Here is a 20,087-nt window from a genome sequence, read left to right as displayed (position 1 = left end):
CCAAGCGAGCGATCCGGCTAAATCCTAATGTTCCGTGGTACTTTGGAATGTTGGGGCGCTGCTGCTTTGTCCTTGGCCTGTACCGGGAATCGTTGGTTGGGCTGCGTCGGTCCCCGTCCGACTCGCCCGCCACGCTTCTGTTCTTTGCAATGGCTCATGCGATGCTTGGTGAAACCCTGCGGGCCACCAAGATAGCTGCGCGACTGAAGGACGAGTTCCCGAGCTTCACTCCCGAACTGTTCATCAACACGTACCCGGTCACCAATCCAGTGGCCATTGCCGCAATCAGAGAGGGCTCCCGGCGTGCGGGTCTATCGTAACTTCTTTCCGTTTCTGAGGCCGGCAGCTTTCCTGAGCCAGCAGCCTTAGCACAAGCGGCGAATGACCGCTCATGGATGCAAAGCTGCCGTTGCGACCGAGTTAGTTTTTGAATGGTCGTCAATCGGGGGCGGCGCTGGGCGCGAGCTAACGATCAGAAGTGCCCTCACTTCCACCGTAACCGATGTTCCGCTCCTACGTTACACTCGCCATTGATCCGCAGACCGATTGCTGCCCTGATTAGCTGAAGCGGTCGGTTGAGCGAGAGCTTCTTCTCGCCGGATTGAACGACATGATAAGCGGGCCTATGGGACTCAAGAATTATCTGATCGAAGGCGGTTCCGGCACTGGAAAAACGTCTGTCGCTACCGAACTGGAGCGGCGGGGTTATCATGTCGTCCACGGTGACTGGGTCCTGGCCTATGTCGGCGACCCTGAAACAGGCAAGGCATTGCCAGGACCACCCGAAGGCGAGGATCGCATCGTTTGGGCATATGCGCACTGGATTTGGCCCGTCGACAAGGTCCGGGCCATTGCTGCCGACACGACCCATCCTGCCACCTTCTTCTGCGGCGGATCGCGCAATTTCCATAAATTCCTGGACTTATTCGACAAGGTCTTTGTGCTCGACGTAGACGTTGAGACTTTGAACCGACGATTAGATGGGCGACCGAATGAGCCAGGTTTCGATCCGGCCGAGCGGCGGCTGGTACTGCGCAACCATCATACCCGGGAATATCTTCTCGTCGGCATCGATATCGACACGGCGGGTACGGTTCCAAGCGTCGTCGACAATATCCTCGCTCAACTCGCCTGAAGCCCTGAACGCATCGCGAATAGGATGGGGAAGCATTCGAAAATATTACGGGAAGACGCTAGTCGCCTGAACGGCTCACCAGCGGCGCTGAGACTCTGTACCCGGCCGCAGCCTGCGTATCCCTTGAGCTTTCACGGCGCCTCGCAGCCCGCCCTCGGCTGACAGCCAGTTGTCAGCTTGGTCGTGGGATATTGCATCCGAAGCGTACCAGATGGGTCGCCTCTGCAAGGCTCAATATCGGCCGTCGATAGCTTTGACTTCGTCTTCCGGTCGCCGCGCAAGCTCGCCTTTGAGGCTGGCCAATATCTTGAATGGACGCTTGGCCTCGATCGTGCCGACAATCGCGGCAACCGCCGTTATTTCACGGTGGCCTCGGCGCCGACGGAGGAAACGGTCCGGCTCGGCGTAAAATTCTATCCGCAATCAAGCGCCTTCAAGCGCGGACTGATGACCATGAAGCCAGGCAGCACGATCCACGCCGCGCAACTGGCCGGCAACTTCACGCTGCCCGCCCGACGTGAAACCAAGATCGCTTTCCTGGCCGGGGGCATCGGCATCACGCCTTTCCGCTCGATGTTGCAATATCTCCTCGACCGCAAGGAGCGGCGACCGATCGTCATGCTCTACGGAACCGAGGGACAGCAGGACATCGCATATCGCGACGTGCTTGGCGCGGCCAGGCAGGAACTTGGTATAATGACGGTCCACGCTGTGGCGCGCGGTGGCGAGCGCGGGCAGTATCCCGGCTACATCGACGAGCGCCTGATACGTCTGGCAATACCCGACTACCTCGAGCGCACTTTCTACATTTCCGGCCCGCAAGCGATGGTCAAGGCGCTGCGTCAGAAACTGCTGGCGATGGGCGTTCGCCGCTCGAAGATAAAGGTCGACTATTTCCCGGGCTTTGCCTGAAGCAGGCTCAACCGTGTCGCGGCAAGGAAATGGTCACAGCCAGACCCGGATCGGCGTTAGCCATGGCAAGGCGTCCGCCGTAGGCTTCGACGATGTCGGAAACGATGGCCAAGCCAAGGCCGTTGCTGCCGCCCCTGCTGTCGAGCTGGACGCCACGCGACAAGGCGGACTCCCGATCGGTATCCGCAATACCCTGGCCATCATCCGCGACGGTGACAATCACCTCTCCAGCTGCCTCCGATGCATCGACACGGACTGAGGACTTTGCATAGCGTGCCGCGTTCTCGACCAGATTGCCGAGGATTTCCGACAGGTCGCCTTCGTCGATTGGCGCCGTTAGATCTTCCGCAACGTCCATCTTGAATGAAAGCTGCTTGCCGCTTGGTATCCGTTTGACGACTGCAACGACGCCAGCCACGACGTCAGACACAAGGCAGGATGCCTTGCCGGAGACGCCGGGCGCGAGGCGCGCGCGCGCCAGCTCCCGCTCGACATGGCGCCGGATCGCTCCTGCGCTCTTCTCGATCTCGTCGGCCAGATCCGTCTCGCCTTTCTTGCGCAACGCTCGGATGTCGGCCGACAGGACTTGCAGTGGCGTCTTGAGGCCGTGCGCCAAATCCGTGGCACGCGAGCGCGCTCGCGAAAGCGCCTTTTCCTGGGCATCGAGAAGACGATTGATTTCGTCCGCGAGCGGCTGCACCTCGCTTGGTGCCACCACATCGAGCCGTGCCATTCGCTGCGCGATCACGTTTCTGACGGCGACCCGCAATGTCTCCAGCGGAGCAAGGCCGATGGTGATCTGGATGAAAAACGCGGCCATTAGGACTGCAGCGAGCATCAAGAGAGCCGGAGCGAGATCGCGAACATATTCGCCTACAGACAACTCAACGGTTCGATGATCTTCCGCCACGATTGCACGAAAGGAGTGGCCTCCAGCATCGATGATCGTACGCTCGACCGCAATACTGAGTTCTCCGCCCGGGCCCGCGAACTCCTCGACGGTTCGCAGCCCACCACTTGCGCTCCGGGCAGGGAGGAGCAGCTTGGCGTCCCATAATGATCGCGAACGCTCAAAGCTGCCGGTGGCGATGTCCTCCACCTGCCAGTAGTAGCCGGAGAGTGGATTGGCAAACCGCGGGTCGGTCAGCACCGGGGCCACAACAAGGCGACCATCGCTGGCGAAAGTTGTTGCGCCGATGAGTTCGTTGAGGTCGACCGTTAGTTCGCCCACCACGCGCCGCTCGACGTGAAGTTCGAACAAATAGCGCAAGCCGGCGCCGGCGATCGCGAGTGCGACAAGAATCGAGATGGTTGCCGCCAACCACAGCCGGAAGCGGATCGAGTTGCCCATCAGGCGGGATCATCGGGCATCAGATACCCGAACCCGCGTCGTGTTTCGATGACATCGCTGCCGAGCTTCCGTCGCAACCGCGCTACAATGACCTCGATCGTGTTCGGATCGCGGTCGTTACCTGAATCGTACAGATGTTCGGCAAGTTCGGTCGGCGCCACCACCCTCCCGGCGTGATGCATCAGAAACGCCAGGAGCCGGTATTCCAGCGGCGAAAGCGAAACGGGTATCCCACGGAGAGTGATGCGCATCTGGCGGGTGTCAAGAAGCAACGGCCCGGACTTCAACACGGGTGCCGCCTGCCCAGCCGAGCGACGCAGGATTGCCCGCAACCGGGCAAGCAGTTCTTCCATTTCAAAGGGCTTCGGAAGATAGTCGTCAGCGCCGGAATTAATGCCCTCGACACGCTCCGTCCACATCCCCCTTGCAGTCAGAATGAGAACCGGAAACCGGCGCCCGTTGGCCCGCCAGCGCTTCAGGACAGTAAGACCATCGAGCTTGGGGAGACCGATATCCAGAACGGCAGCGCATAGTTCTCCACATCGCCAGCGAACCAGGCAGTTTCGCCGTCGTGCACCACATCGACAGCCATTCCGGATGCCCTGAGAGCAGTCGCGACATCGGCAGCTATGCGGGCCTCGTCCTCAGCCAGGAGGATCTTCATCTGTCTCCCTCCCCGTCGCGCAGGATGACACCGGCACCGGCGTCCACATCGACGATCGTTCGCCGGCCATCGGCGCCGACGACCTGGAACCGGTAGACCCATTTGTTGGCTCTACGCACGAGCTTGACCGCGACGACGTCGCCCGGGGCCTGCGTGCGTACGATGTCGAGAATATCGGCAAGGCCCTTTATTTCGCCCTGCTCATAAAGGTCGCGCGCCCGGTCGTGGTCGCCATCGTCGTCCTCGTCGGCGTGCGTGCCGACCGGCTGGACCAGGACAAACGCGGTCAGGCCCAAGATAGCGAGGCGCTTCAAGCTGGCCATCATGAACTCGGCTTGTCGCACGTCGAAGCTTTCAATCCGCTGTCAACCATCCTCAGCTGCCTGCAAGCAAGAGTTCTCTATCAAGGCATGATGGCCGCCAATCATGGCAGCGCCGAGAAGGACGTCGAAACCATGCGCAATTCCTTGTTTTTGCTCCTAGCACTTGGGACCCTGACCATCTTTGCCGCGCCGGCGGCTGCTGGATCGGACGAAGGCTCATGCAGCGCATCGTCTTCCGCCGCGCAGCCCGGACCGATTAATCTCGACGCTATCCCCATGCAGGATGCTACCGGCCCCAAGGCCATCAGGGGCGTGGGCGATGACGACGAATGCGGCGACGGTCTCACCTCGGACAAGGCCGCTTTGAACAGCCCCGATGACGACGACGGCTTGGGAGAAGACGACTGAAATCACCGACCTAATCTTGCCTGGGCATCATTGACGCCAGGCCCCGCAGCTCGTCTCCAACGCCGAGTCCCCTTCGCTTCGCCAATTTCCAAGCCCGTCTCCGGAGAGTTTTTTTCTGATGATCGCAATCCAGCATATCCATCCCATCCTCGTGCATTTTCCAATTGTGCTCATCTACACGCTCGTGGTCCTCGACCTCGTGGCACTTGCGAGCAGCAATGCCGTGACGAGACGCTCGGGCGTGGGCACGATTTCCACTTTCGTTGCGCTCGCAGCAGGAGTCTTCGCCACAGGAACCTGGTTCTACGGCGGACTGGCGCTTGACCATGCCGAAGCTGCCGGCTTCAGCAGCGCCATAGCGGAGACGCACGAAAGCCTTGGCGGAATCACGGCATTTGCCCTTCTGACCTGGGGGGTCGTCAGATTCGCATTGTGGGTCCGCAATCGCGAGTTGGGATCCCTGGCGATCGCCGTTCCTGTAATCGAAGTTGCAGGCGCGGCACTTGTAACCGTCACCGCCTACTACGGCGGCCTGCTTGTCTATGATCTGGGTGTGAATGTGGCCAGAGCCGCCACAGGCGGCTGAGGCCTGTCTCCAAGCCTGTCGACAATTGTCGATAGGCAAAGTGCCTGCATTCCCCACCATGCTCCCGACCTCAGCCATGCGGCTCTGATTTGATGCTGGTTGAATGGGGTATGGTCCCGCCGAAGGCGCGCCCCGCCCTTGATCGATGCTGGTGTCTGTTTTCATGTTCGAAGAACCAGCGCTTCGTCATCTCCGAGGCCAATAGATAGACCCCGGTGATGGCGATGAGCCCGACAAGCACAGGCAGAGGTAGAGGCACAAAGCCGAAGTTTGCGGCGACGGGAACGTAGGGCATCGCGATCGCGACAAGCGCGACAGCAAGCGTAAGCCAGGCAAGCAGCGGGCTGGGGCGGCTCATCCAAAACGCCTTGTGCGTGCGCACGATGAGCACGATGGCGAGTTCTGTCAGCAGCGACTCGACGAACCATCCTGTCTGGAACGTAGCCGCCGTCGCATTCGCAAGAAGCAGCAGGAAAGCGAAGGTTGCAAGGTCGAACAGCGAGCTGACCAGGCCAAAGCCGACCATGAATCGCCTGACGAAGCTGATGTCCCAACGGCGCGGCCGGCGCAGCTGGTCCCGGTCGACATTGTCGGTGGCGATGGCCAGCGAAGGAATGTCGGACAGGAAATTGTTGAGCAGGATTTGTGCCGCCAGGAGCGGCAGGAAAGGCAGGAACAGCGACGCGACGGCCATGCTGATCATGTTGCCGAAATTGGCACTGGTCGTGATGGAGATGTACTTCATCGTGTTGGCGAACGTCTTGCGGCCGTCGTCAATCCCGCGCACGAGCACGTCCAGATCCTGTTTGAGGAGGACGATGTCGGCGGCCTCGCGGGCGACATCAACAGCCCTGTCGACGGAGATGCCGATGTCCGCCTCGTGCAGCGCGGGCGCATCGTTGATGCCGTCGCCTAGATAGCCGACAACATGGCCACAGCTGCGCAAAGCCTGAACGATGCGCTCTTTCTGGTTAGGGTCAATCTCCACGAAGAGATCGGTCTGCTGGACGCCTGCGAAAAGTCCGCTCTTTGTCAGTTTCGACAGGTCTTCACCGGTCATGATCCTGTCAGCCCGCAGGCCGAGTGCGTCAGCAAGGTGCGCGGTGACGTAACGGTTGTCACCCGAAATGACCTTCACGGTAATGCCGCGGTGAGCGAGTGCCGCCAGCGTCTCCATGACGCCGTCCTTCGGCGGATCGAGGAAGAGCAGGAAGCCAGCGAACGTCAGATCGGTCTCCTCCTTCCTAGATCCGGCGCCCTGGCTTTTGATGTGGCGGATTGCCACTCCCAGGACACGATAGCCGTCCGCGCTCCATCGTCGGAACTTCTCGTCGATTGCGGCGCGAAGCGTGTCGTCCAAGGGTTGTGACCCTTTTGCGGTTCGAACAAACCCACAGGCGTTCAGGACATTCTGCACTGCGCCTTTTGTGATCAGGAGGTCTTCGGCGTCCTTGGTCCGCACGACAACGGAAAGGCGCTTACGGATGAAGTCGTAGGGAATCTCGTCGACCTTCGCAAAGGCGGTCAACCTTGCGTCCCCGCCTTGCGTGCCGGCTATCGCTTCGTCAAGCGGGTTCTTCAAACCGGTCTGCATGGTCGCGTTGAGACGCGCCCAGAGCAGGACATCCGCCGATGAGTTGCCATCGGGATCGAGCCATCCATCGAGCTGAATGATCCCTTCCGTCAGCGTTCCGGTCTTGTCGGTGCAGAGCAGGTCCATGCTGCCCAAATTCTCGATGGCGTCGAGACGGCGAACGATGACGCCATTGGCCGCCATGGCGTGAGCACCCCGAGCCAGCGTCACGCTGATAATCGCCGGAAGGAGTTCTGGCGTAAGGCCGACCGCCAGCGCCAGCGAAAACAACAGCGATTCTATCAGCGGCCGATGGAGAAGAAGATTGGCGAAGAACACCAGGATGACAATCGCCAGCATGATCTCCGTCATCAGATAGCCAAAAAGCCTGATCCCGCGGGCAAAGTCCGTCTCCGGGACACGTCGTTCGAGGGCCGCTGCGATTGACGCGAACTCGGTGCGCTGGCCGGTTGCCACCGCAAGCACAGTCGCGGTGCCACTGCGGACCGACGTCCCTGCGAAGACGGCGTTGGCGCGCTGTGCGACGGAAGCGCCCGGCGCCGACCGGCCCGGCGCTTTTACAACTGGAAACGTCTCGCCGGTCAGGACTGCCTCGCTGACATTGAAATCGCGCGCATCCAGAATGATGCCATCAGCGGGAACAAGGTTTCCCGCCGAGAGACGGATCACATCGCCGGGCACAACCTTTTCGGCTCCGATCGAGCGCTCGACGCCGTCACGCAGGATTGCGACCTTGCGCGAAATGCGCCCTTTGAGCGCCTCTGCCGCACGTGACGCGCCGTATTCCTGGGTAAAACTCAGGACACAGCTAGCCAGCACAATCGCGCCGATAATCGCAGCCTCCTGGCTCTGACCGACGAAGGCCGACACGGCGGCCGCGAAAATGAGGATCAGGACAAGCGGGCTACGGAACTGGCGGACGAACACTGTTAGTATCGAGGTGCCTGACTGCGATGCTGGTGTGTTTGTGCCGAATTTCGACAGCCTTGATACGGCCTCGGAGGTGCCAAGCCCAGAGACCGACGTCTTGAGGCGTCGCAGAAGATCATTGATCTCCATTGACCAAAAGGCGTCGTCGTCAACAATTCCCGTCGGTGCGGGGACGGGTTGTTGGCCGACTTCGCCGGGCACGATACCAGAAACCATCAGCATGACATGAAGCGGTTGATGCTGCTGTCTTCGATCAGCGAGCGGGTGACACCGCCAAAGGCCCATTCCCGCAGGCGGCTGTGGCCGTAGGCGCCGGAGACGATCAGGTCGGCATGGATTGAACGCGCAAACGCAACCAGCCGGTCGCCCTCCGCCTCGCCAGCCAGCAGTTCGGTTTGCGGCATGATGCCATGGTTTTCGAGATAAGCCGCGACATCGGCGAGGCTGTATCGGGCGCTCTCGCTGCGGTCTGTATCGATGGTGGCGACAATGACCTCGTTGGCCACGGCCAGGAAAGGCAATGCATCGGCTATCGCCCGTCGCGCCTCCCTGGTGTCCTTCCAGGCGACCAGCACGGTCTGTGCCATGACATGTTCGACATTGCTTGCGGTGACGAGGACTGGTCGGCCTGTTCCCAGCGCAAGGCTCCCGACATCCACGGCACGGAAGACATCTTCTCCATCCCCACCACCGGTAACGATGAGGTCGGCGGCTCGGGCGGAAACGCTCAGGAAGCGGGTTGGACTGCTGACTGCCTGCCCCCATTCGCTGCTCACCGATGCCGGAACCAGCTTCTCGAATTCGGCACGCAGCTCCGCAAGCCGCTTCTCGATCTCGGTTCGCTGGACCTGCAAGATCTCGCCTTCGTAGACCATGCCGCTGCCGGTGGCGACGAGCGGCGGAACATCTGCAGCCGCCAGGCCGATAAGGTGCGCTCCAAAACGCTCGGCCAGTTCGACGCCCAGTTTCACAATGGGTGCAGGAGATGCATCCACAGCGAGGTTAACGATGATCGACTTGTAAGACATTGCGGGGCGCCCTTCGGTGAAGATGTCGACGTTCGATGAAGTGCATCCGCCAGCCTCCGTCGCCTTGACGCGGGTCAAAACGCAACGCCTTTCGATTACCCCCCGGGCGACGGCAAGAACCTCTGCAAGGTGGGCCACCCGACGCGATCACTCGCGCTCGATCTGTCCTTTGATCATGATCAAGGCCAACCTTGGTGAAGGGAATATCGTGCAGTCGCGAAGGAGAATTGCGATGGAATATATCAAAGCCGATGAGGCGTTATGGGCATCCAGCATGTTGCCCGAGGGTATCTTGGAGCGTTGGTTCATTGCCAGCGGTGACGCGGTAAGGGCTGGCGATCGGATAGCAGAAATTCGAGTCGAGGATGCGCTGCACGAGATTGTCTCGCCTGCAGCCGGCCGCGCGACGATTGTCGCCGCGGCGAATGCCGTCATCGAACCCGGCTCGATCCTGGCAACGCTGGAGTCCCGATCTGCGTGAGGCGGGCGACGCCTCACGCCGACAATTGCGCGCGCCCCTCAACCATAGTCTCAAGAGCGTAGCCACTGCAGACCCAACACCCCGTCGCCTGGCCGCGCCGCCGACCGGTTGCGTCCTCCTAGGAGGAGGCTAGCCGCAGATCGGCTCAAGATCGTCATGGCCGCAGCGGTCATTACCGTTGGAGGCTTTCGATGTAAGCAAGGATGGCGTCGATTTGATCGGGGCTGGCAACCCACTCTGGCATGTCGGGATGGCCCGTTGAAATGCCCTCGGCCAGCGCCTCCTCGAGATCGACAATCGGATAGCGCTGCGACAAGACGCGAAATGCAGGCGCGTCGGGGTGGCTGCTTTTGTCCGTTCTTCCGATGGCGTGGCAGCGCGCGCAATTGGCTTCGACCAATGCCTTCCCGTGCGATACCGGGTCGGCGCTTGCGCAACCGCCGGACGGGCCAAGTGCCGCAGCAAGGGTCACCACATGGAGAGCAGATGCTGAAAGCCGGCTCAGCCGTGGCGGGTTCATCGCAATACCCATCCGGTGGTTTTGTCCATAGCTGTACTTCCTCGATAGCCGATCACGCTGCCGTGCTCGCCGCGATGTCTTCGATGGCGCTCTCGGCTTGCCTGCGCACGCGTCTGGCCATGTCCGAGGTGAGCCGCGACCCAACACGGGCGAAGTTGCCGGCCTCGGTCGCATAAGCTGAGGTCGCGTTCTGCAGAAAATTGCTGGTGACATCGAAAACGTCCACGAACTCGCCACCAGCGAAGAGATCATCGATCAGTTTGACGTTTTGCTCGCAGCGGCGTTTGAGGAAGGAAAGCGTTTCGATCTGATAACTTATGACGGCCTTGAGAGCAGTCGCCTGAAGGTCGGCCGCGGCAAAGAGGAACTTCTGGCCATTGGTCATCGTCATTGGGTCCATTCCGTTCGTCATGGGTATTTCAAGAAAGCTAACCCGAGCCGACGGAACGTCGTTGATCGAGATCAATGTATCACCTTGCCGCAGTACCCAGGCGCGGAACCCTTGACCCAGATCAATACGGCTCCGTCAGCGAGGTGCTTTGATGCAGCCCTCGTCAGGTTTACCGGCTTTGGCGAAGCGGGCGCGGAGGATCGCGCCGAAAGCGCGGATTCGCGAAGCGATGAACCAACTCGGCAAGGGTTCCTGGCGAGCGGTCCGCCGACCTCGGGCTCTGGCGCCCCTTCCCTGGAGGGGTGGACGGGTCGAGGCGGCGGTACCTGCCGATCAACTCGCTCGCAAGGAGAAGACCCATGGCCGAAGCTGCCACCAAACTGCCTGTCAAAACAGAAAAGAGCACTGCGCCGGCCCCAGCCGGCAACTGGACTGGTCCGTTCGAAAGCCTGCGGCGTGAAATCGACCGGCTCTTCGACGATTTTCATCCGTTCGACTTTCGCCTGCCTTCGACACGCTCCCTCTTTGGTCGCGAACTGCCGGCGCTGCGCAATGCGGACTGGCTGGTCGCGCCGGCGATGGATCTCGTCGAGAAGGACAAGGAGTATGAGATCACAGTCGAATTGCCCGGCATCGACGAGAAGAACGTCGAGATCAAGCTCGCCAATCGCATACTGACGCTCAAAGGCGAGAAGAAGGAGGAAAAGGAAGAGAAGGACAACGACTACTATCTCTCCGAGCGTCGCTATGGTTCCTTCCAGCGGTCGTTCCAGCTGCCTGAAGGCGTCGACGCCGACAAGATCGATGCGACCTTCGCCAAGGGCGTGCTGACGGTGAAGCTGCCCAAGACCGCGGAAGCCCAGAAGGCCGAGAAGAAGATCACAGTCAAGGCCGCTTGATATGAAGTTCGGTCACCGCTCAACGCCCAGCCGGCGTTTGAGGCGATGGGCATAGCAATCGACACCGGCGCCGCTCAAGCAGGGCGTCGCCGTCTCTGCTCGTCCATTCGAACCGGAAGTTCACTGCCTTCGGCCGGATTGGCGGCATGGGTCTGCTTGCGCGCTTTTGCTTCAGCAATCTCCAACTTCTGGCGCTCCTGCGCCAGCAAGTCCTCGATCACGCGGCGTCGCTCGGCGTCCACCTCATATCGAAGAAGATCCGCGAAATGCGCAATATTGGCGCGCGCGATATAGCGGTCCATGACATGCCTCAACGCATGGAAACTTGGCATATTTTACTCTCGAGAGCGCTCCGGGCCTAGCTCTTTTTGACCGAGATCAATGCCGGCATCCCCAATCATATGGCTTGTGGGCAAATGGAGTAGCTCGCCTGAAGGAGGCTCTGATGCGCACTTTGCCCAGTATTCTGGCAGCGGGACTCATGCTGGCCGCCTCAGTGGCGCCTGCAATGGCCGGTGCCGACGATGATTCCGGCTGGTGGCCCCGCTGGGGCATGAGTCGAATGATGATGGGCCAATGGGGCATGGGCGGCCCGATGGGCGGCTTTGACTCAGACGAGATGCTCGATCGCATTGACGGACGAGTTGCTTTCCTCAAGACGGAACTGAAAATCACGGACGAACAGGCGCCGGCCTGGGATGAGCTTGCCGGCGTCATCCGTAGCACGGCCGAGGCACACAACGAGTTGATGCGCGGTATGATGCAGGAATTTCATGACGGTGACTTCCTGAAGAAGCCGTTGCCCGAGCGGCTCGCCTACCAGCAAACCCATCTCGAAGCACGCCTCGAACAGGTGAAATCGATCAGGGCGGCGGTTGAGAAACTGTACGCGACGCTGAGCGACCAGCAGAAGAAGGCAGCCGACGAGATCGTCCTGCCGATGATGGGCATGGGGCTGTCGGGCGGCTTCGGGCATGGAATGATGTTCAGATAGTCTCCATTCGCTGAAGGAGACATGGCCATAGAGAGCGGAGTGGGATATCCATCGTGCGAGCCGCCGATGCGGGCAATCTGCGCAGGAATCTGGCGCAACCTCGTCGTGTTTCGACTTCTGGGCTTTCTGGCGGCACTGGCTGCGCCCGGCATGACCCATGCATCTGGCTCGACGATCTTTCCAACGGAAGTTGTCTACGGCAACAGGACCGAAGAGACCGAAGAGGCCAGGGTTTGCGAGATCATCCTCGATGTCAGCAGCCCGCCATCGCGCGAACTCGTCAAGTTCATAACGCTTGGCGGATACACCAAGGCCGACGGGGCGGTGCTGGCCGGCTTTCTCATGGGTGTGGCCGACATTGTGGCAGTCGAACGAGCCGACCTCGCGCAGATTGCGAACGCGAACTTCAATTCCGCGACCTTCAGTTCGCTGGGCCAGTTGAACTACGAAACCTATGATGACGGTACGATAATGGCGACGACGCAGAACGCCGAGTTTGCCGCTCCCTTCCTCAACGCCGTGCTTGCCGGAAACTATGAGTTGAGTTTCTCCCGCTCGGAACCGGGTGCCGAAATGAGGACCTACAAGATCCTGCCTGCTCCGTCCGAGACCATTGCGGACAACTTCATTCGCTGCATGGATGGCCTGGCGATGCAGTCTCGGCAGGTTCGATCATCGATATCGACAAAGATGAGCGCGCAACGGGAGGGAGGTGGCAACGGGGTCAGCATGACATCGGATCAGGCAGGTCAACCCTTCACCCGCCAACGTCAAGGAAGGACGGCAGACCAAGAGTAGGAAGATCATCCCATTATAAAAGGGGAACATACTCAGCTTTTCGCCGGCAACTTGATGCGGCTCAATGCGAGAGTCTTCTTATGCATTAACATGCCCGTATGGAGATGAAGGAGTTCCCTGATGATCCACACTTCGACTGCAAGTCTTACCCACTCGGCCGAGCAGGCGCAGCAATGGGTGAGCGAGCTCGCCCGGGACTTGGGCTGGAATGAACGGAACGCATACCGGTTTCTGAAATCCGTCCTTCACACGTTGCGGAACTGGCTGTCGCCGGAGGAAATGGCCGACCTTTCCGCTCAGCTGCCAACGCTTATCAGGGGTGTCTATTTCGAAGGCTGGAAGCCGTCGGACGCACCCGTGTCGGAACGAAAGAAGCGCGACTTCGTCATCAGCGTCAGGGACAGCTTTGGCTACGAACCGGGCGTCGATATCGATACGGCGATCAAAGCGGTCTTCAAGCTCCTCGACCGTCACATTTCGCATGGCGAGATCGTGCAGGTTCGCAATTCGATGAAGACGTCGCTCCGTCATCTGTGGCCGGAAGGTTGACCGATGTTTCGCGACCGTCAGGAAGCCGGACAAAAGCTCGGCATCGAACTGGAGAAGCTCCGGCTGCATCAGCCTGTCGTGCTGGCATTGCCGCGGGGCGGCGTTCCTGTCGCCGCAGAAGTGGCCAAGGCCCTCAGGGCCCCACTTGACCTGATTATCGTGCGCAAGGTGGGAGCGCCGGGGAACCCCGAACTGGCTGTTGCGGCGATCGTCGATGGCAATCCTCCGGATGTCGTGCTCAATCGAGACATCGTCGAAGCCTACTCGCTAGACGATGACCAACTTCGCACTTTGATCGCCAGAGAGCGGCCCGAGATGGAGCGCCGGCGGCTTGCCTATCGCGGAAAACATCCGCCGTTGTCGATCGCTGGAAAGACCGCAATCATCGTCGACGACGGCGTCGCGACCGGCACGACGATGAAGGTCGCGATCCGTGCCCTCAAAAGACGCTCGCCTCGAGAGGTCGTCGTGGCCGTTCCCGTGGCGCCCCCGGACACCTTGGCTGAGCTTGCCTGCGAAGCGGATTGGATTGTTTGCCTCAGTCAACCGGCGCATTTTCATGCTCTCAGTCAACACTATCTCGGCTTCCGGCAGCTGTCCGACGGAGACGTCGTCTCCGCGATGGACAAAGCGGCCCGGTCGCAAAGTGCCAGGCAGCGCGGGAAGCAAAAACAGATCATCGCGACAAAGAAACAGCGGCGCGAAACAGTCGCAGAAAAGTAGGAGGTCGGTCCATGCTGGTCCGCACACTCTCTACCTTGGAATGCACGAAATTGCTCACGGCCAATCGTGTCGGCCATCTGGCTTGCGCAAAAGACGGACAGCCCTACGTCGTACCGTTCTACTACGCCCATGCGGACAATCATCTCTATGCATTTTCCATGCCCGGCAAGAAGATTGACTGGATGCGAACCAACCCGCTTGTGTCGGTCCAGGTGGACGAACACGGCCAAGGGCGAGGATGGAGAAGCGTAATTGTCGACGGCCGTTATGAAGAACTACGTGATCAGCTCCCGCGCGATCATGCATGGTCGGTGTTGAGCAAGCACCCCGATTGGTGGGAACCGGGTGCGCTCAAACCGGTCATTCCTCCCGCCTCCGACAGTGCGCCGCACGTTTTCTTCCGGATCCTCATCGAGCAGGTGTCAGGCCGGGCGGCGAGCGAGTAAGCCGCCCCGAGAAGGCACTGTTTGATGAGCGTCAAGGTGCCCGGCCGCGAATGCCACAACAGTCGATGCGTTCCACAGGACCGCAAGGCATGCAAACTCCGATTTTTTCTGCCCATGGGGTGACCAAGGTTTACCACGCCGGCGAGATCGAGGTGTTCGCCCTGCGTGGCGTCGATCTGGATCTGTACGAGGGAGAGATCGCCGTCCTGCTTGGGCCATCGGGCAGCGGAAAGTCGACTCTGCTCAACATTATGGGCGGGCTTGATCGCGCGACCGCAGGCGAGGTGCACTTTCGCGACCAGGATCTGACCACCTTCTCAGAGAGGCAGTTCACCCGCTTCCGGCGCGCTCACGTCGGCTTCGTGTTCCAGTTCTACAATCTGATCCCGAGCCTGACCGCTTGGGAAAACGTCGCGCTGGTCACAGAGATTTCGTCCAACCCGATGAAACCCGAGGAGGCGCTGGAGATGGTCGGGCTCAAGGACCGCCTGACGCATTTCCCCGCCCAGCTCTCCGGCGGCGAGCAGCAAAGGGTGGCGATTGCCCGGGCAATCGCCAAGCGGCCGGAAGTGATGCTGTGCGACGAGCCCACCGGCGCCCTGGATTCGAAGACGGGCGTTCTGGTCCTGGAGGCGCTGTCGCGGATCAACGAGGAGATGAAGACGACGATGGCCATCATCACCCACAATGCCGGTATCCGGCAGATCGCGCATCGCGTCTTCACTTTCAGGGACGGTCGCATTGCCGATGTCGCCATCAACGACCAGCGGGCACGGCCCGCCGACGTGAGTTGGTAGCGTCGTGTCGGTTCTCGATCGCAAACTTCTGCGCGATCTGCTGCGAATGTGGGCGCAAGTCCTCGCCATTGCGCTTGTCATGGCATGCGGCGTCGCGACGATCGTCATCGCCGTCGGCGGCTATCGCTCGCTGGAGCAAACCCGCAACGCATTCTACAACCGCTACAGGTTTGCCACCGTCTTTTCCGGGCTGACGCGCGCGCCGCTGCATCTTCGCGAGCGCATCGCATCGATCGCGGGGATAAGCGGCATCGAATTGCGTATCGTCAAGCCGGTTTTGCTGGACATGCCTGGCATGGCGGAGCCGGCAACCGCCATTGCCGTCTCCATCCCCGATCGCGGCGAGCCTGCTGTCAACAGACTTTACCTGCGCAACGGCCGGCTGCCCGAATCCGGACGGCCCGGCGAGGTAGCGGTGACCGAGCGTTTCGCGACCGCGCGCCGCATGGCGCCCGGAAGCACGTTCGATGCCATCCTGAACGGCCGCAAGCGGACGCTTTCCGTCACGGGCATTGTACTTACACCCGAATACATCTACGCGCTCGGCCCTGGCGACATGGTGCCAGACCCGCGGCGCTTCGGCGTCTTCTTCATGCCCCGAACCGTACTTGCCGGCATCTTTGACATGGATGGCGCATTCAACGATGTCGCCGTGCGCACCCAGCGCAGTGCCGGCATCCAGGCGGTCGAGGACGCAGTCGATCGTATCCTGAAGCCATATGGAGGAATCGGGACGCATGGGCGCACCGACCAGATATCCCATGCATTTCTCGACAATGAGCTGATCCAGCTCCGTGCAATGGCCACCGTCATCCCCCCGGTGTTCCTCTTTGTGTCCGCCTTCCTGGTCAACATGATCCTGTCACGGTTGATCGTGCTCGAGCGCGAACAGATCGGGTTGATGAAGGCCGTTGGATACGGATCGGGGGCAATCGGCTGGCACTATGGAAAGCTGACGCTGGTGATCGCATCGATCGGCATCGCTATTGGCGCGGGTGCCGGCAATTGGCTAGGCCACGGCCTCACCACGCTTTATGCGCGGTTCTTCTCCTTTCCCTTCCTCATCTTCCAGCAGAGTCTCGACCTCTATGCCGTCGCCGCCACCACAAGCGCACTGGCGGCCCTGTTAGGCGCGGCACGGGCGATCTGGAGCGTCATCACGCTTCCGCCGGCGGTCGCCATGCAACCACCTGCACCGGCCCTATACCAGAGCTTCCTCACGGGCGAGGGCCGTCTCCTTTCAGCGTTTTCGCAATTGACCATCATGGCGTTCAGACATCTGCTGCGCTGGCCTTTGCGCTCCTTGCTGACGGCGTTGGGGATCTCACTCGCCGTCGCTCTGCTGGTCACTGCGCTGTTCTCTTTCGATTCCATAGCGTTCATGGTCGACACGGTTTTCTTCCGTGCCGAGCGGCAGGACGCGACCTTGTCATTCGGTGTGGAGCAATCAACACGCGCCCTGCAGTCGGTCGCCGCCATGCCTGGCGTGCTGCGCGCCGAACCGTTCCGGGCAACGGCTGTGATCCTGCGCCACGGCCATCGCGAGCGCCGGCTGGTGATCTCCAGTGTTCCGCCAAAGGCCGATCTCGCCAGGGTTCTCGATCTCGATCTCGCTCCGATCGATCCGCCACCGGCCGGCCTCACGCTATCCGAAAGGGTCGCATCGCTACTCGACCTGCGAATTGGAGATTTGGCGGAGGTCGAACTGCTCGAACGGGCGCATCAAATGGTCCGCGTTCCCGTGACCAGCATTGTCCAGAGCTATGTCGGGCTCGCCGTCTACATGCGGACCGAGGCACTCGACCGGCTGGTTGGCGGCGGACCACGCATTTCCGGGGTCAGGGTAGCTATCGATCCGGCACGCCTCGGCGACCTCTACAGCGCCGTCAAACAAACGCCGGCTATCGCCTCGATCGCGCTGCAGGGCATATCGCGTCAGCGCTTCCGTGAGACGATTGGAGAGAACATCACAATCATGACCACCGTCTACACGGCGCTTGCCGTCATCATTGCCTTCGGCGTTGTCTACAACTCGGCCCGCATTCAGCTTTCCGAGCGCGCCCGAGAACTCGCCGGCTTGCGCGTGCTCGGCTTCACCAGAAGCGAGGTTTCGAGCGTCCTGCTCATAGAACTGGCAGCCATCGTGGCTCTGGCGCAGCCTCTTGGCTGGATGCTCGGCTATCTCTTCTCGTGGTCGGTGGTCAGGGGCTTCGAAAGCGATCTCTTCCGCATACCGTTCGTGGTCAACCGTTCGACTTTCGCGCTTGCCAGCCTGGTCGTGCTCGCAGTGGCCACGCTGTCGGCACTGATTGTGCGGCGTCGCATCGACCGACTGGATCTCGTGCGTGTCCTCAAGACAAGGGATTAGTCCGATGAAGTCGATCTGGATGAAACGCCTCGGACTCGCGCTTGTCGCGCTTGTGTTGATTGCAGGTTTCGGCTGGGCTTTGCGCGAGCAGCCAACGCTGGTGGATTTGGCTGAAGTTGCCGCAGCGCCGATGCGAGTCACGGTCCGAGAGGAAGGAATGACGCGGGTGCGCAACGTCTACACAGTATCGGCGCCGATTGCGGGCCATCTGACGCGCACGGTGGTCAACGAGGGTGATGTGGTGAAGGCGAACAATACTGTTGTCGCTGCCATCCATCCGCTCGACCCACCACTGATCGACCGGCGGGCGGAAGCCGAATTGCTCGCCAGCCGCGATGCAGCGCGCGCTGGTGTCGGTGTTGCAGAGGTCGAATTGCAGCGCGCGCAATCGGCTTTGAAGCTTGCCGAGGACGAATTGGTCCGCGCGCTCAAACTGTTCGGATCCGGCTTTGTCTCGGAGAGCGCTTTGCAGAAGCTCACCAACGAAGTCGACGTGCGGAAAGCCGCGGTGGATGCGGCGAAAGCAGTCATTCGGCTCAGAAACGCCGAACTTGCCAACGCAGAGGCTCGCCTGCTGCAGCCCGATCCGTCGGACCCGACCGGTGACAGCTGCTGCGTCAACCTTCTCGCACCCATCGACGGAACGGTTCTTGCCGTCATGGCAAGGAGCGAACAAGCGGTAGCGGCTGGCGCCAAGATCGCCGAGATCGGCAACGTCCACGATCTGGAAATCGCTGTCGACCTCCTTTCAAGTGATGCCGTTCGCATTGCCCCTTGGACAGGGGCTAAGATCAGCGATTGGGGCGGCGATCATGGGTTGCGTGCGACGGTGAGACGCGTCGATCCAGCGGCATTCACCAAGGTTTCCGCGCTTGGCATCGAGGAGCAGAGGGTTACGGTCGTTCTGGATCTGGAAGACACCGACGTCCGGCTCGGCCACGGATATCGGGTCTTTGTCGAAATGACAGTCTGGGCGTGCGCCCAATGCCTGCAGGTGCCGATCGGCGCGCTGTTCAGAAACGGCGACCGGTGGAACGTCTTTGTCGCTGACGGTGGTCGCGCTAGGCAAGTGGAAGTGCAGGTCGGGCACATGAATGACGATGTCGCCGAGGTGCTGACGGGTCTGAAGCCCGGCGCTGCCGTTGTCGTCCACCCGTCCGACACCCTTGGCGATGGTGGCCCGGTGGAGAGGCGTCAATAGCCCTGGCCGACCGCAGAAACGGGCCGGTCCAAGTGTTTTCGTTGATCAGCGCGCCAGAAGGGTTGGCAGGGACGGGCCTTCGAGCATCGATTTGGTGACGCCGCCGAAAATCCGTTCACGCAACCGCGAATGACCGTATGCGCCCATCACCAACAGCTCGGCGCCACAATCGACTGCGTGCTGGCGAAGAACGTCAGCGACAGAGTGGTTCGCACTCGGCAGACGGTCGACCGTGACTTTGACGCCGTGCCGGGCAAGATAGGCTGCGGCATCGGCACCAGGTTCCGCCCCGTGATGGGTTTCGCCCTCGACAGGATCGACCAGGGCGAGATGCACCTCGTCGGCGCCGATCAGCATGTCGAGCGACTCGCGAACGGCGCGCGATGACTCCAGGCGGGTATCCCACGCAACCATTACGCATTTCGGCTTCAGCGTCGGCCTAGAACCCTTGGGGATGAGCAGCAAAGGCTTTCCGGAAGAAAATAGCGCGCCCTCGACCACTTTGCTTTTCAGCGTCTCGCCGGCAAGCACTTCCGGTCCCACAATGGTGATATCGGCATACCGGGCGCGACGACCGATGGTCTCGTCGGCCCAGCCGGCTTCCGGATATGCGCTGACGGTATCGGCGGAAAGCGCGCGGCCAGCAAGGAAGGCCGCCACGACCGCTGTTCTCTTCTTCAGGAGTTTCTCATCTGCCTGGCGCTCCTTCAGCCAGTCTTCTGAGACGACCACTGCGAACTCTCCTACCGGCGGCGGCGCGGCGAGCGTCACCACGAGAACAGCGAGGTGCGCACTGACCTGCTCGCACAGGCCGGCAGCGAGTTCCAGATCGACGTCACTCATGCCCGGCTCCGTGACTGTGAGTATCGTTTTGAATGACATCGCAGCTGCTCCTGACCGCTGAGTTTGGCTTCAATTGCACCTGCAACCGTAACGAGATGGGTCGCGGCGTTCATTGAGCTGAATCAAAGATCATCTGCGGCGCCTCA

Annotated in this window: 22 protein-coding genes and 2 pseudogenes; 15 read left to right on the top strand and 9 right to left on the bottom strand. The window is 60.8% G+C overall.

The genetic code is table 11. The features are described 5' to 3' along the window. From EN786_RS38300 to EN786_RS27940, 3 genes and pseudogenes are all read left to right on the top strand, one after another. A pseudogene (locus EN786_RS38300) lies at positions 1 to 320 on the top strand (adenylate cyclase); the annotation flags it as partial. Positions 321 to 625: 305 nt separating this feature from the next. Further along, entirely contained in the window at positions 626 to 1,135 is a 510-nt protein-coding gene (locus tag EN786_RS27945) for a nucleoside kinase (RefSeq protein WP_127308697.1), read from the top strand. A 447-nt stretch (positions 1,136 to 1,582) separates the two neighbouring features. Beyond that, the gene (locus EN786_RS27940; protein WP_245478070.1) at positions 1,583 to 2,047 is read left to right on the top strand and encodes a hypothetical protein; all 465 of its coding nucleotides are present in this window, start codon (positions 1,583 to 1,585) and stop codon (positions 2,045 to 2,047) included. A 7-nt stretch (positions 2,048 to 2,054) separates the two neighbouring features. Here the strand turns inward: EN786_RS27940 and EN786_RS27935 are convergent, their stop codons facing one another. The 3 genes and pseudogenes from EN786_RS27935 to EN786_RS27925 all read right to left on the bottom strand — a co-directional run bounded on the left by EN786_RS27935 (position 2,055) and on the right by EN786_RS27925 (position 4,385). Then, positions 2,055 to 3,398 (bottom strand): HAMP domain-containing sensor histidine kinase, encoded by a 1,344-nt coding sequence (locus EN786_RS27935; RefSeq protein WP_127308696.1) that lies wholly within the window; start codon positions 3,396 to 3,398, stop codon positions 2,055 to 2,057. Then, positions 3,398 to 4,062 (bottom strand): annotated as a pseudogene (locus EN786_RS27930) (response regulator transcription factor). Before EN786_RS27930 ends, EN786_RS27935 begins: the two are co-directional and overlap by 1 nt. Beyond that, the gene (locus tag EN786_RS27925) at positions 4,059 to 4,385 is read right to left on the bottom strand and encodes a PepSY domain-containing protein (RefSeq protein WP_245478069.1); all 327 of its coding nucleotides are present in this window, start codon (positions 4,383 to 4,385) and stop codon (positions 4,059 to 4,061) included. Before EN786_RS27925 ends, EN786_RS27930 begins: the two are co-directional and overlap by 4 nt. 12 nt (positions 4,386 to 4,397) lie before the next feature. On the opposite strand from EN786_RS27925, the gene EN786_RS27920 reads away from it, so the two are divergent. Together EN786_RS27920 and EN786_RS27915 are read left to right on the top strand one after the other, a co-directional pair. Further along, entirely contained in the window at positions 4,398 to 4,793 is a 396-nt protein-coding gene (locus EN786_RS27920; RefSeq protein ID WP_127282027.1) for a hypothetical protein, read from the top strand. A gap of 118 nt (positions 4,794 to 4,911) precedes the next feature. Then, positions 4,912 to 5,379, top strand: coding sequence for a DUF2231 domain-containing protein (locus EN786_RS27915; protein WP_127282026.1), 468 nt, complete (start codon positions 4,912 to 4,914; stop codon positions 5,377 to 5,379). A gap of 70 nt (positions 5,380 to 5,449) precedes the next feature. Here the strand turns inward: EN786_RS27915 and mgtA are convergent, their stop codons facing one another. After that, the gene (mgtA, locus tag EN786_RS27910; protein ID WP_245493248.1) at positions 5,450 to 8,125 is read right to left on the bottom strand and encodes a magnesium-translocating P-type ATPase; all 2,676 of its coding nucleotides are present in this window, start codon (positions 8,123 to 8,125) and stop codon (positions 5,450 to 5,452) included. After that, positions 8,119 to 8,931 carry a universal stress protein gene (locus tag EN786_RS27905; protein WP_127310000.1) on the bottom strand — a complete coding sequence of 271 codons (813 nt, stop codon included), beginning with the start codon at positions 8,929 to 8,931 and terminating at the stop codon, positions 8,119 to 8,121. The genes mgtA and EN786_RS27905 overlap by 7 nt, the downstream gene beginning before the upstream one ends. Before the next feature lie 175 nt (positions 8,932 to 9,106). Between EN786_RS27905 and EN786_RS27900 the strand changes: the two genes are divergently transcribed. Further along, positions 9,107 to 9,412 (top strand): lipoyl domain-containing protein, encoded by a 306-nt coding sequence (locus EN786_RS27900; protein ID WP_245478243.1) that lies wholly within the window; start codon positions 9,107 to 9,109, stop codon positions 9,410 to 9,412. Positions 9,413 to 9,584: 172 nt separating this feature from the next. Here the strand turns inward: EN786_RS27900 and EN786_RS27895 are convergent, their stop codons facing one another. Together EN786_RS27895 and EN786_RS27890 are read right to left on the bottom strand one after the other, a co-directional pair. After that, a complete protein-coding gene (locus tag EN786_RS27895) occupies positions 9,585 to 9,944 on the bottom strand; it encodes a cytochrome c (protein WP_127282023.1) in 360 nt (119 codons plus the stop codon). A gap of 40 nt (positions 9,945 to 9,984) precedes the next feature. Further along, positions 9,985 to 10,323, bottom strand: coding sequence for a phasin family protein (locus EN786_RS27890; RefSeq protein ID WP_127282050.1), 339 nt, complete (start codon positions 10,321 to 10,323; stop codon positions 9,985 to 9,987). 359 nt (positions 10,324 to 10,682) lie between these two features. On the opposite strand from EN786_RS27890, the gene EN786_RS27885 reads away from it, so the two are divergent. Next, complete coding sequence (locus EN786_RS27885) at positions 10,683 to 11,222, top strand: Hsp20/alpha crystallin family protein (RefSeq protein ID WP_127282022.1); 540 nt, start codon at positions 10,683 to 10,685, stop codon at positions 11,220 to 11,222. 74 nt (positions 11,223 to 11,296) lie between these two features. Here EN786_RS27885 and EN786_RS27880 read toward each other — a convergent pair whose 3' ends face one another. After that, positions 11,297 to 11,524, bottom strand: coding sequence for a hypothetical protein (locus EN786_RS27880; RefSeq protein WP_127282021.1), 228 nt, complete (start codon positions 11,522 to 11,524; stop codon positions 11,297 to 11,299). Between the two features lie 143 nt (positions 11,525 to 11,667). Here EN786_RS27880 and EN786_RS27875 point away from each other — a divergent pair, with 143 nt between their 5' ends. From EN786_RS27875 to EN786_RS27840, 8 genes are all read left to right on the top strand, one after another. Next, positions 11,668 to 12,216 carry a Spy/CpxP family protein refolding chaperone gene (locus EN786_RS27875; protein WP_245478241.1) on the top strand — a complete coding sequence of 183 codons (549 nt, stop codon included), beginning with the start codon at positions 11,668 to 11,670 and terminating at the stop codon, positions 12,214 to 12,216. A 21-nt stretch (positions 12,217 to 12,237) separates the two neighbouring features. Then, a complete protein-coding gene (locus EN786_RS27870) occupies positions 12,238 to 13,014 on the top strand; it encodes a hypothetical protein (RefSeq protein WP_245478242.1) in 777 nt (258 codons plus the stop codon). A 120-nt stretch (positions 13,015 to 13,134) separates the two neighbouring features. After that, positions 13,135 to 13,563 carry a DUF2267 domain-containing protein gene (locus tag EN786_RS27865; protein WP_127282020.1) on the top strand — a complete coding sequence of 143 codons (429 nt, stop codon included), beginning with the start codon at positions 13,135 to 13,137 and terminating at the stop codon, positions 13,561 to 13,563. 3 nt (positions 13,564 to 13,566) lie between these two features. Next, the gene (locus EN786_RS27860; protein ID WP_127282019.1) at positions 13,567 to 14,286 is read left to right on the top strand and encodes a phosphoribosyltransferase family protein; all 720 of its coding nucleotides are present in this window, start codon (positions 13,567 to 13,569) and stop codon (positions 14,284 to 14,286) included. An 11-nt stretch (positions 14,287 to 14,297) separates the two neighbouring features. Continuing rightward, entirely contained in the window at positions 14,298 to 14,732 is a 435-nt protein-coding gene (locus EN786_RS27855; RefSeq protein ID WP_127282018.1) for a pyridoxamine 5'-phosphate oxidase family protein, read from the top strand. 89 nt (positions 14,733 to 14,821) lie between these two features. After that, positions 14,822 to 15,529 (top strand): ABC transporter ATP-binding protein, encoded by a 708-nt coding sequence (locus tag EN786_RS27850; RefSeq protein WP_187331231.1) that lies wholly within the window; start codon positions 14,822 to 14,824, stop codon positions 15,527 to 15,529. A gap of 4 nt (positions 15,530 to 15,533) precedes the next feature. Further along, positions 15,534 to 17,897 carry an FtsX-like permease family protein gene (locus EN786_RS27845; protein ID WP_127309998.1) on the top strand — a complete coding sequence of 788 codons (2,364 nt, stop codon included), beginning with the start codon at positions 15,534 to 15,536 and terminating at the stop codon, positions 17,895 to 17,897. Between the two features lie 4 nt (positions 17,898 to 17,901). Next, positions 17,902 to 19,098, top strand: a complete 1,197-nt coding sequence (locus EN786_RS27840; RefSeq protein ID WP_127282017.1) for an HlyD family efflux transporter periplasmic adaptor subunit — start codon at positions 17,902 to 17,904, stop codon at positions 19,096 to 19,098. Positions 19,099 to 19,143: 45 nt separating this feature from the next. Here EN786_RS27840 and EN786_RS27835 read toward each other — a convergent pair whose 3' ends face one another. Next, positions 19,144 to 19,980, bottom strand: a complete 837-nt coding sequence (locus EN786_RS27835) for a universal stress protein (protein ID WP_127282016.1) — start codon at positions 19,978 to 19,980, stop codon at positions 19,144 to 19,146. Positions 19,981 to 20,087: the final 107 nt, after the last annotated feature.

This window comes from Mesorhizobium sp. M4B.F.Ca.ET.143.01.1.1, from assembly GCF_004792275.1.
In the GTDB taxonomy this organism is placed as follows: domain Bacteria; phylum Pseudomonadota; class Alphaproteobacteria; order Rhizobiales; family Rhizobiaceae; genus Mesorhizobium; species Mesorhizobium abyssinicae.
Note: the sequence above shows the minus strand (reverse complement) of the source record. Positions and strands in the feature narration are given on the sequence as shown.

What these genes read in the sequence shown, in the direction of transcription:
- EN786_RS27860 (WP_127282019.1), top strand. Translation starts at nt 13,567, where the DNA reads ATGTTTCGCGACCGTCAGGAAGCCGGACAAAAGCTCGGCATCGAACTG.
- EN786_RS27875 (WP_245478241.1), top strand. Translation starts at nt 11,668, where the DNA reads ATGCGCACTTTGCCCAGTATTCTGGCAGCGGGACTCATGCTGGCCGCC.
- EN786_RS27890 (WP_127282050.1), bottom strand. Translation starts at nt 10,323, where the DNA reads ATGACGATGACCAATGGCCAGAAGTTCCTCTTTGCCGCGGCCGACCTT.
- EN786_RS27855 (WP_127282018.1), top strand. Translation starts at nt 14,298, where the DNA reads ATGCTGGTCCGCACACTCTCTACCTTGGAATGCACGAAATTGCTCACG.
- EN786_RS27895 (WP_127282023.1), bottom strand. Translation starts at nt 9,944, where the DNA reads ATGGGTATTGCGATGAACCCGCCACGGCTGAGCCGGCTTTCAGCATCT.
- EN786_RS27940 (WP_245478070.1), top strand. Translation starts at nt 1,583, where the DNA reads ATGACCATGAAGCCAGGCAGCACGATCCACGCCGCGCAACTGGCCGGC.
- EN786_RS27880 (WP_127282021.1), bottom strand. Translation starts at nt 11,524, where the DNA reads ATGGACCGCTATATCGCGCGCGCCAATATTGCGCATTTCGCGGATCTT.
- EN786_RS27850 (WP_187331231.1), top strand. Translation starts at nt 14,822, where the DNA reads ATGCAAACTCCGATTTTTTCTGCCCATGGGGTGACCAAGGTTTACCAC.
- EN786_RS27900 (WP_245478243.1), top strand. Translation starts at nt 9,107, where the DNA reads ATGATCAAGGCCAACCTTGGTGAAGGGAATATCGTGCAGTCGCGAAGG.
- EN786_RS27870 (WP_245478242.1), top strand. Translation starts at nt 12,238, where the DNA reads ATGGCCATAGAGAGCGGAGTGGGATATCCATCGTGCGAGCCGCCGATG.
- EN786_RS27935 (WP_127308696.1), bottom strand. Translation starts at nt 3,398, where the DNA reads ATGGGCAACTCGATCCGCTTCCGGCTGTGGTTGGCGGCAACCATCTCG.
- EN786_RS27925 (WP_245478069.1), bottom strand. Translation starts at nt 4,385, where the DNA reads ATGGCCAGCTTGAAGCGCCTCGCTATCTTGGGCCTGACCGCGTTTGTC.
- EN786_RS27885 (WP_127282022.1), top strand. Translation starts at nt 10,683, where the DNA reads ATGGCCGAAGCTGCCACCAAACTGCCTGTCAAAACAGAAAAGAGCACT.
- EN786_RS27865 (WP_127282020.1), top strand. Translation starts at nt 13,135, where the DNA reads ATGATCCACACTTCGACTGCAAGTCTTACCCACTCGGCCGAGCAGGCG.
- EN786_RS27905 (WP_127310000.1), bottom strand. Translation starts at nt 8,931, where the DNA reads ATGTCTTACAAGTCGATCATCGTTAACCTCGCTGTGGATGCATCTCCT.
- mgtA (WP_245493248.1), bottom strand. Translation starts at nt 8,125, where the DNA reads ATGCTGATGGTTTCTGGTATCGTGCCCGGCGAAGTCGGCCAACAACCC.
- EN786_RS27915 (WP_127282026.1), top strand. Translation starts at nt 4,912, where the DNA reads ATGATCGCAATCCAGCATATCCATCCCATCCTCGTGCATTTTCCAATT.
- EN786_RS27835 (WP_127282016.1), bottom strand. Translation starts at nt 19,980, where the DNA reads ATGTCATTCAAAACGATACTCACAGTCACGGAGCCGGGCATGAGTGAC.
- EN786_RS27840 (WP_127282017.1), top strand. Translation starts at nt 17,902, where the DNA reads ATGAAGTCGATCTGGATGAAACGCCTCGGACTCGCGCTTGTCGCGCTT.
- EN786_RS27945 (WP_127308697.1), top strand. Translation starts at nt 626, where the DNA reads ATGGGACTCAAGAATTATCTGATCGAAGGCGGTTCCGGCACTGGAAAA.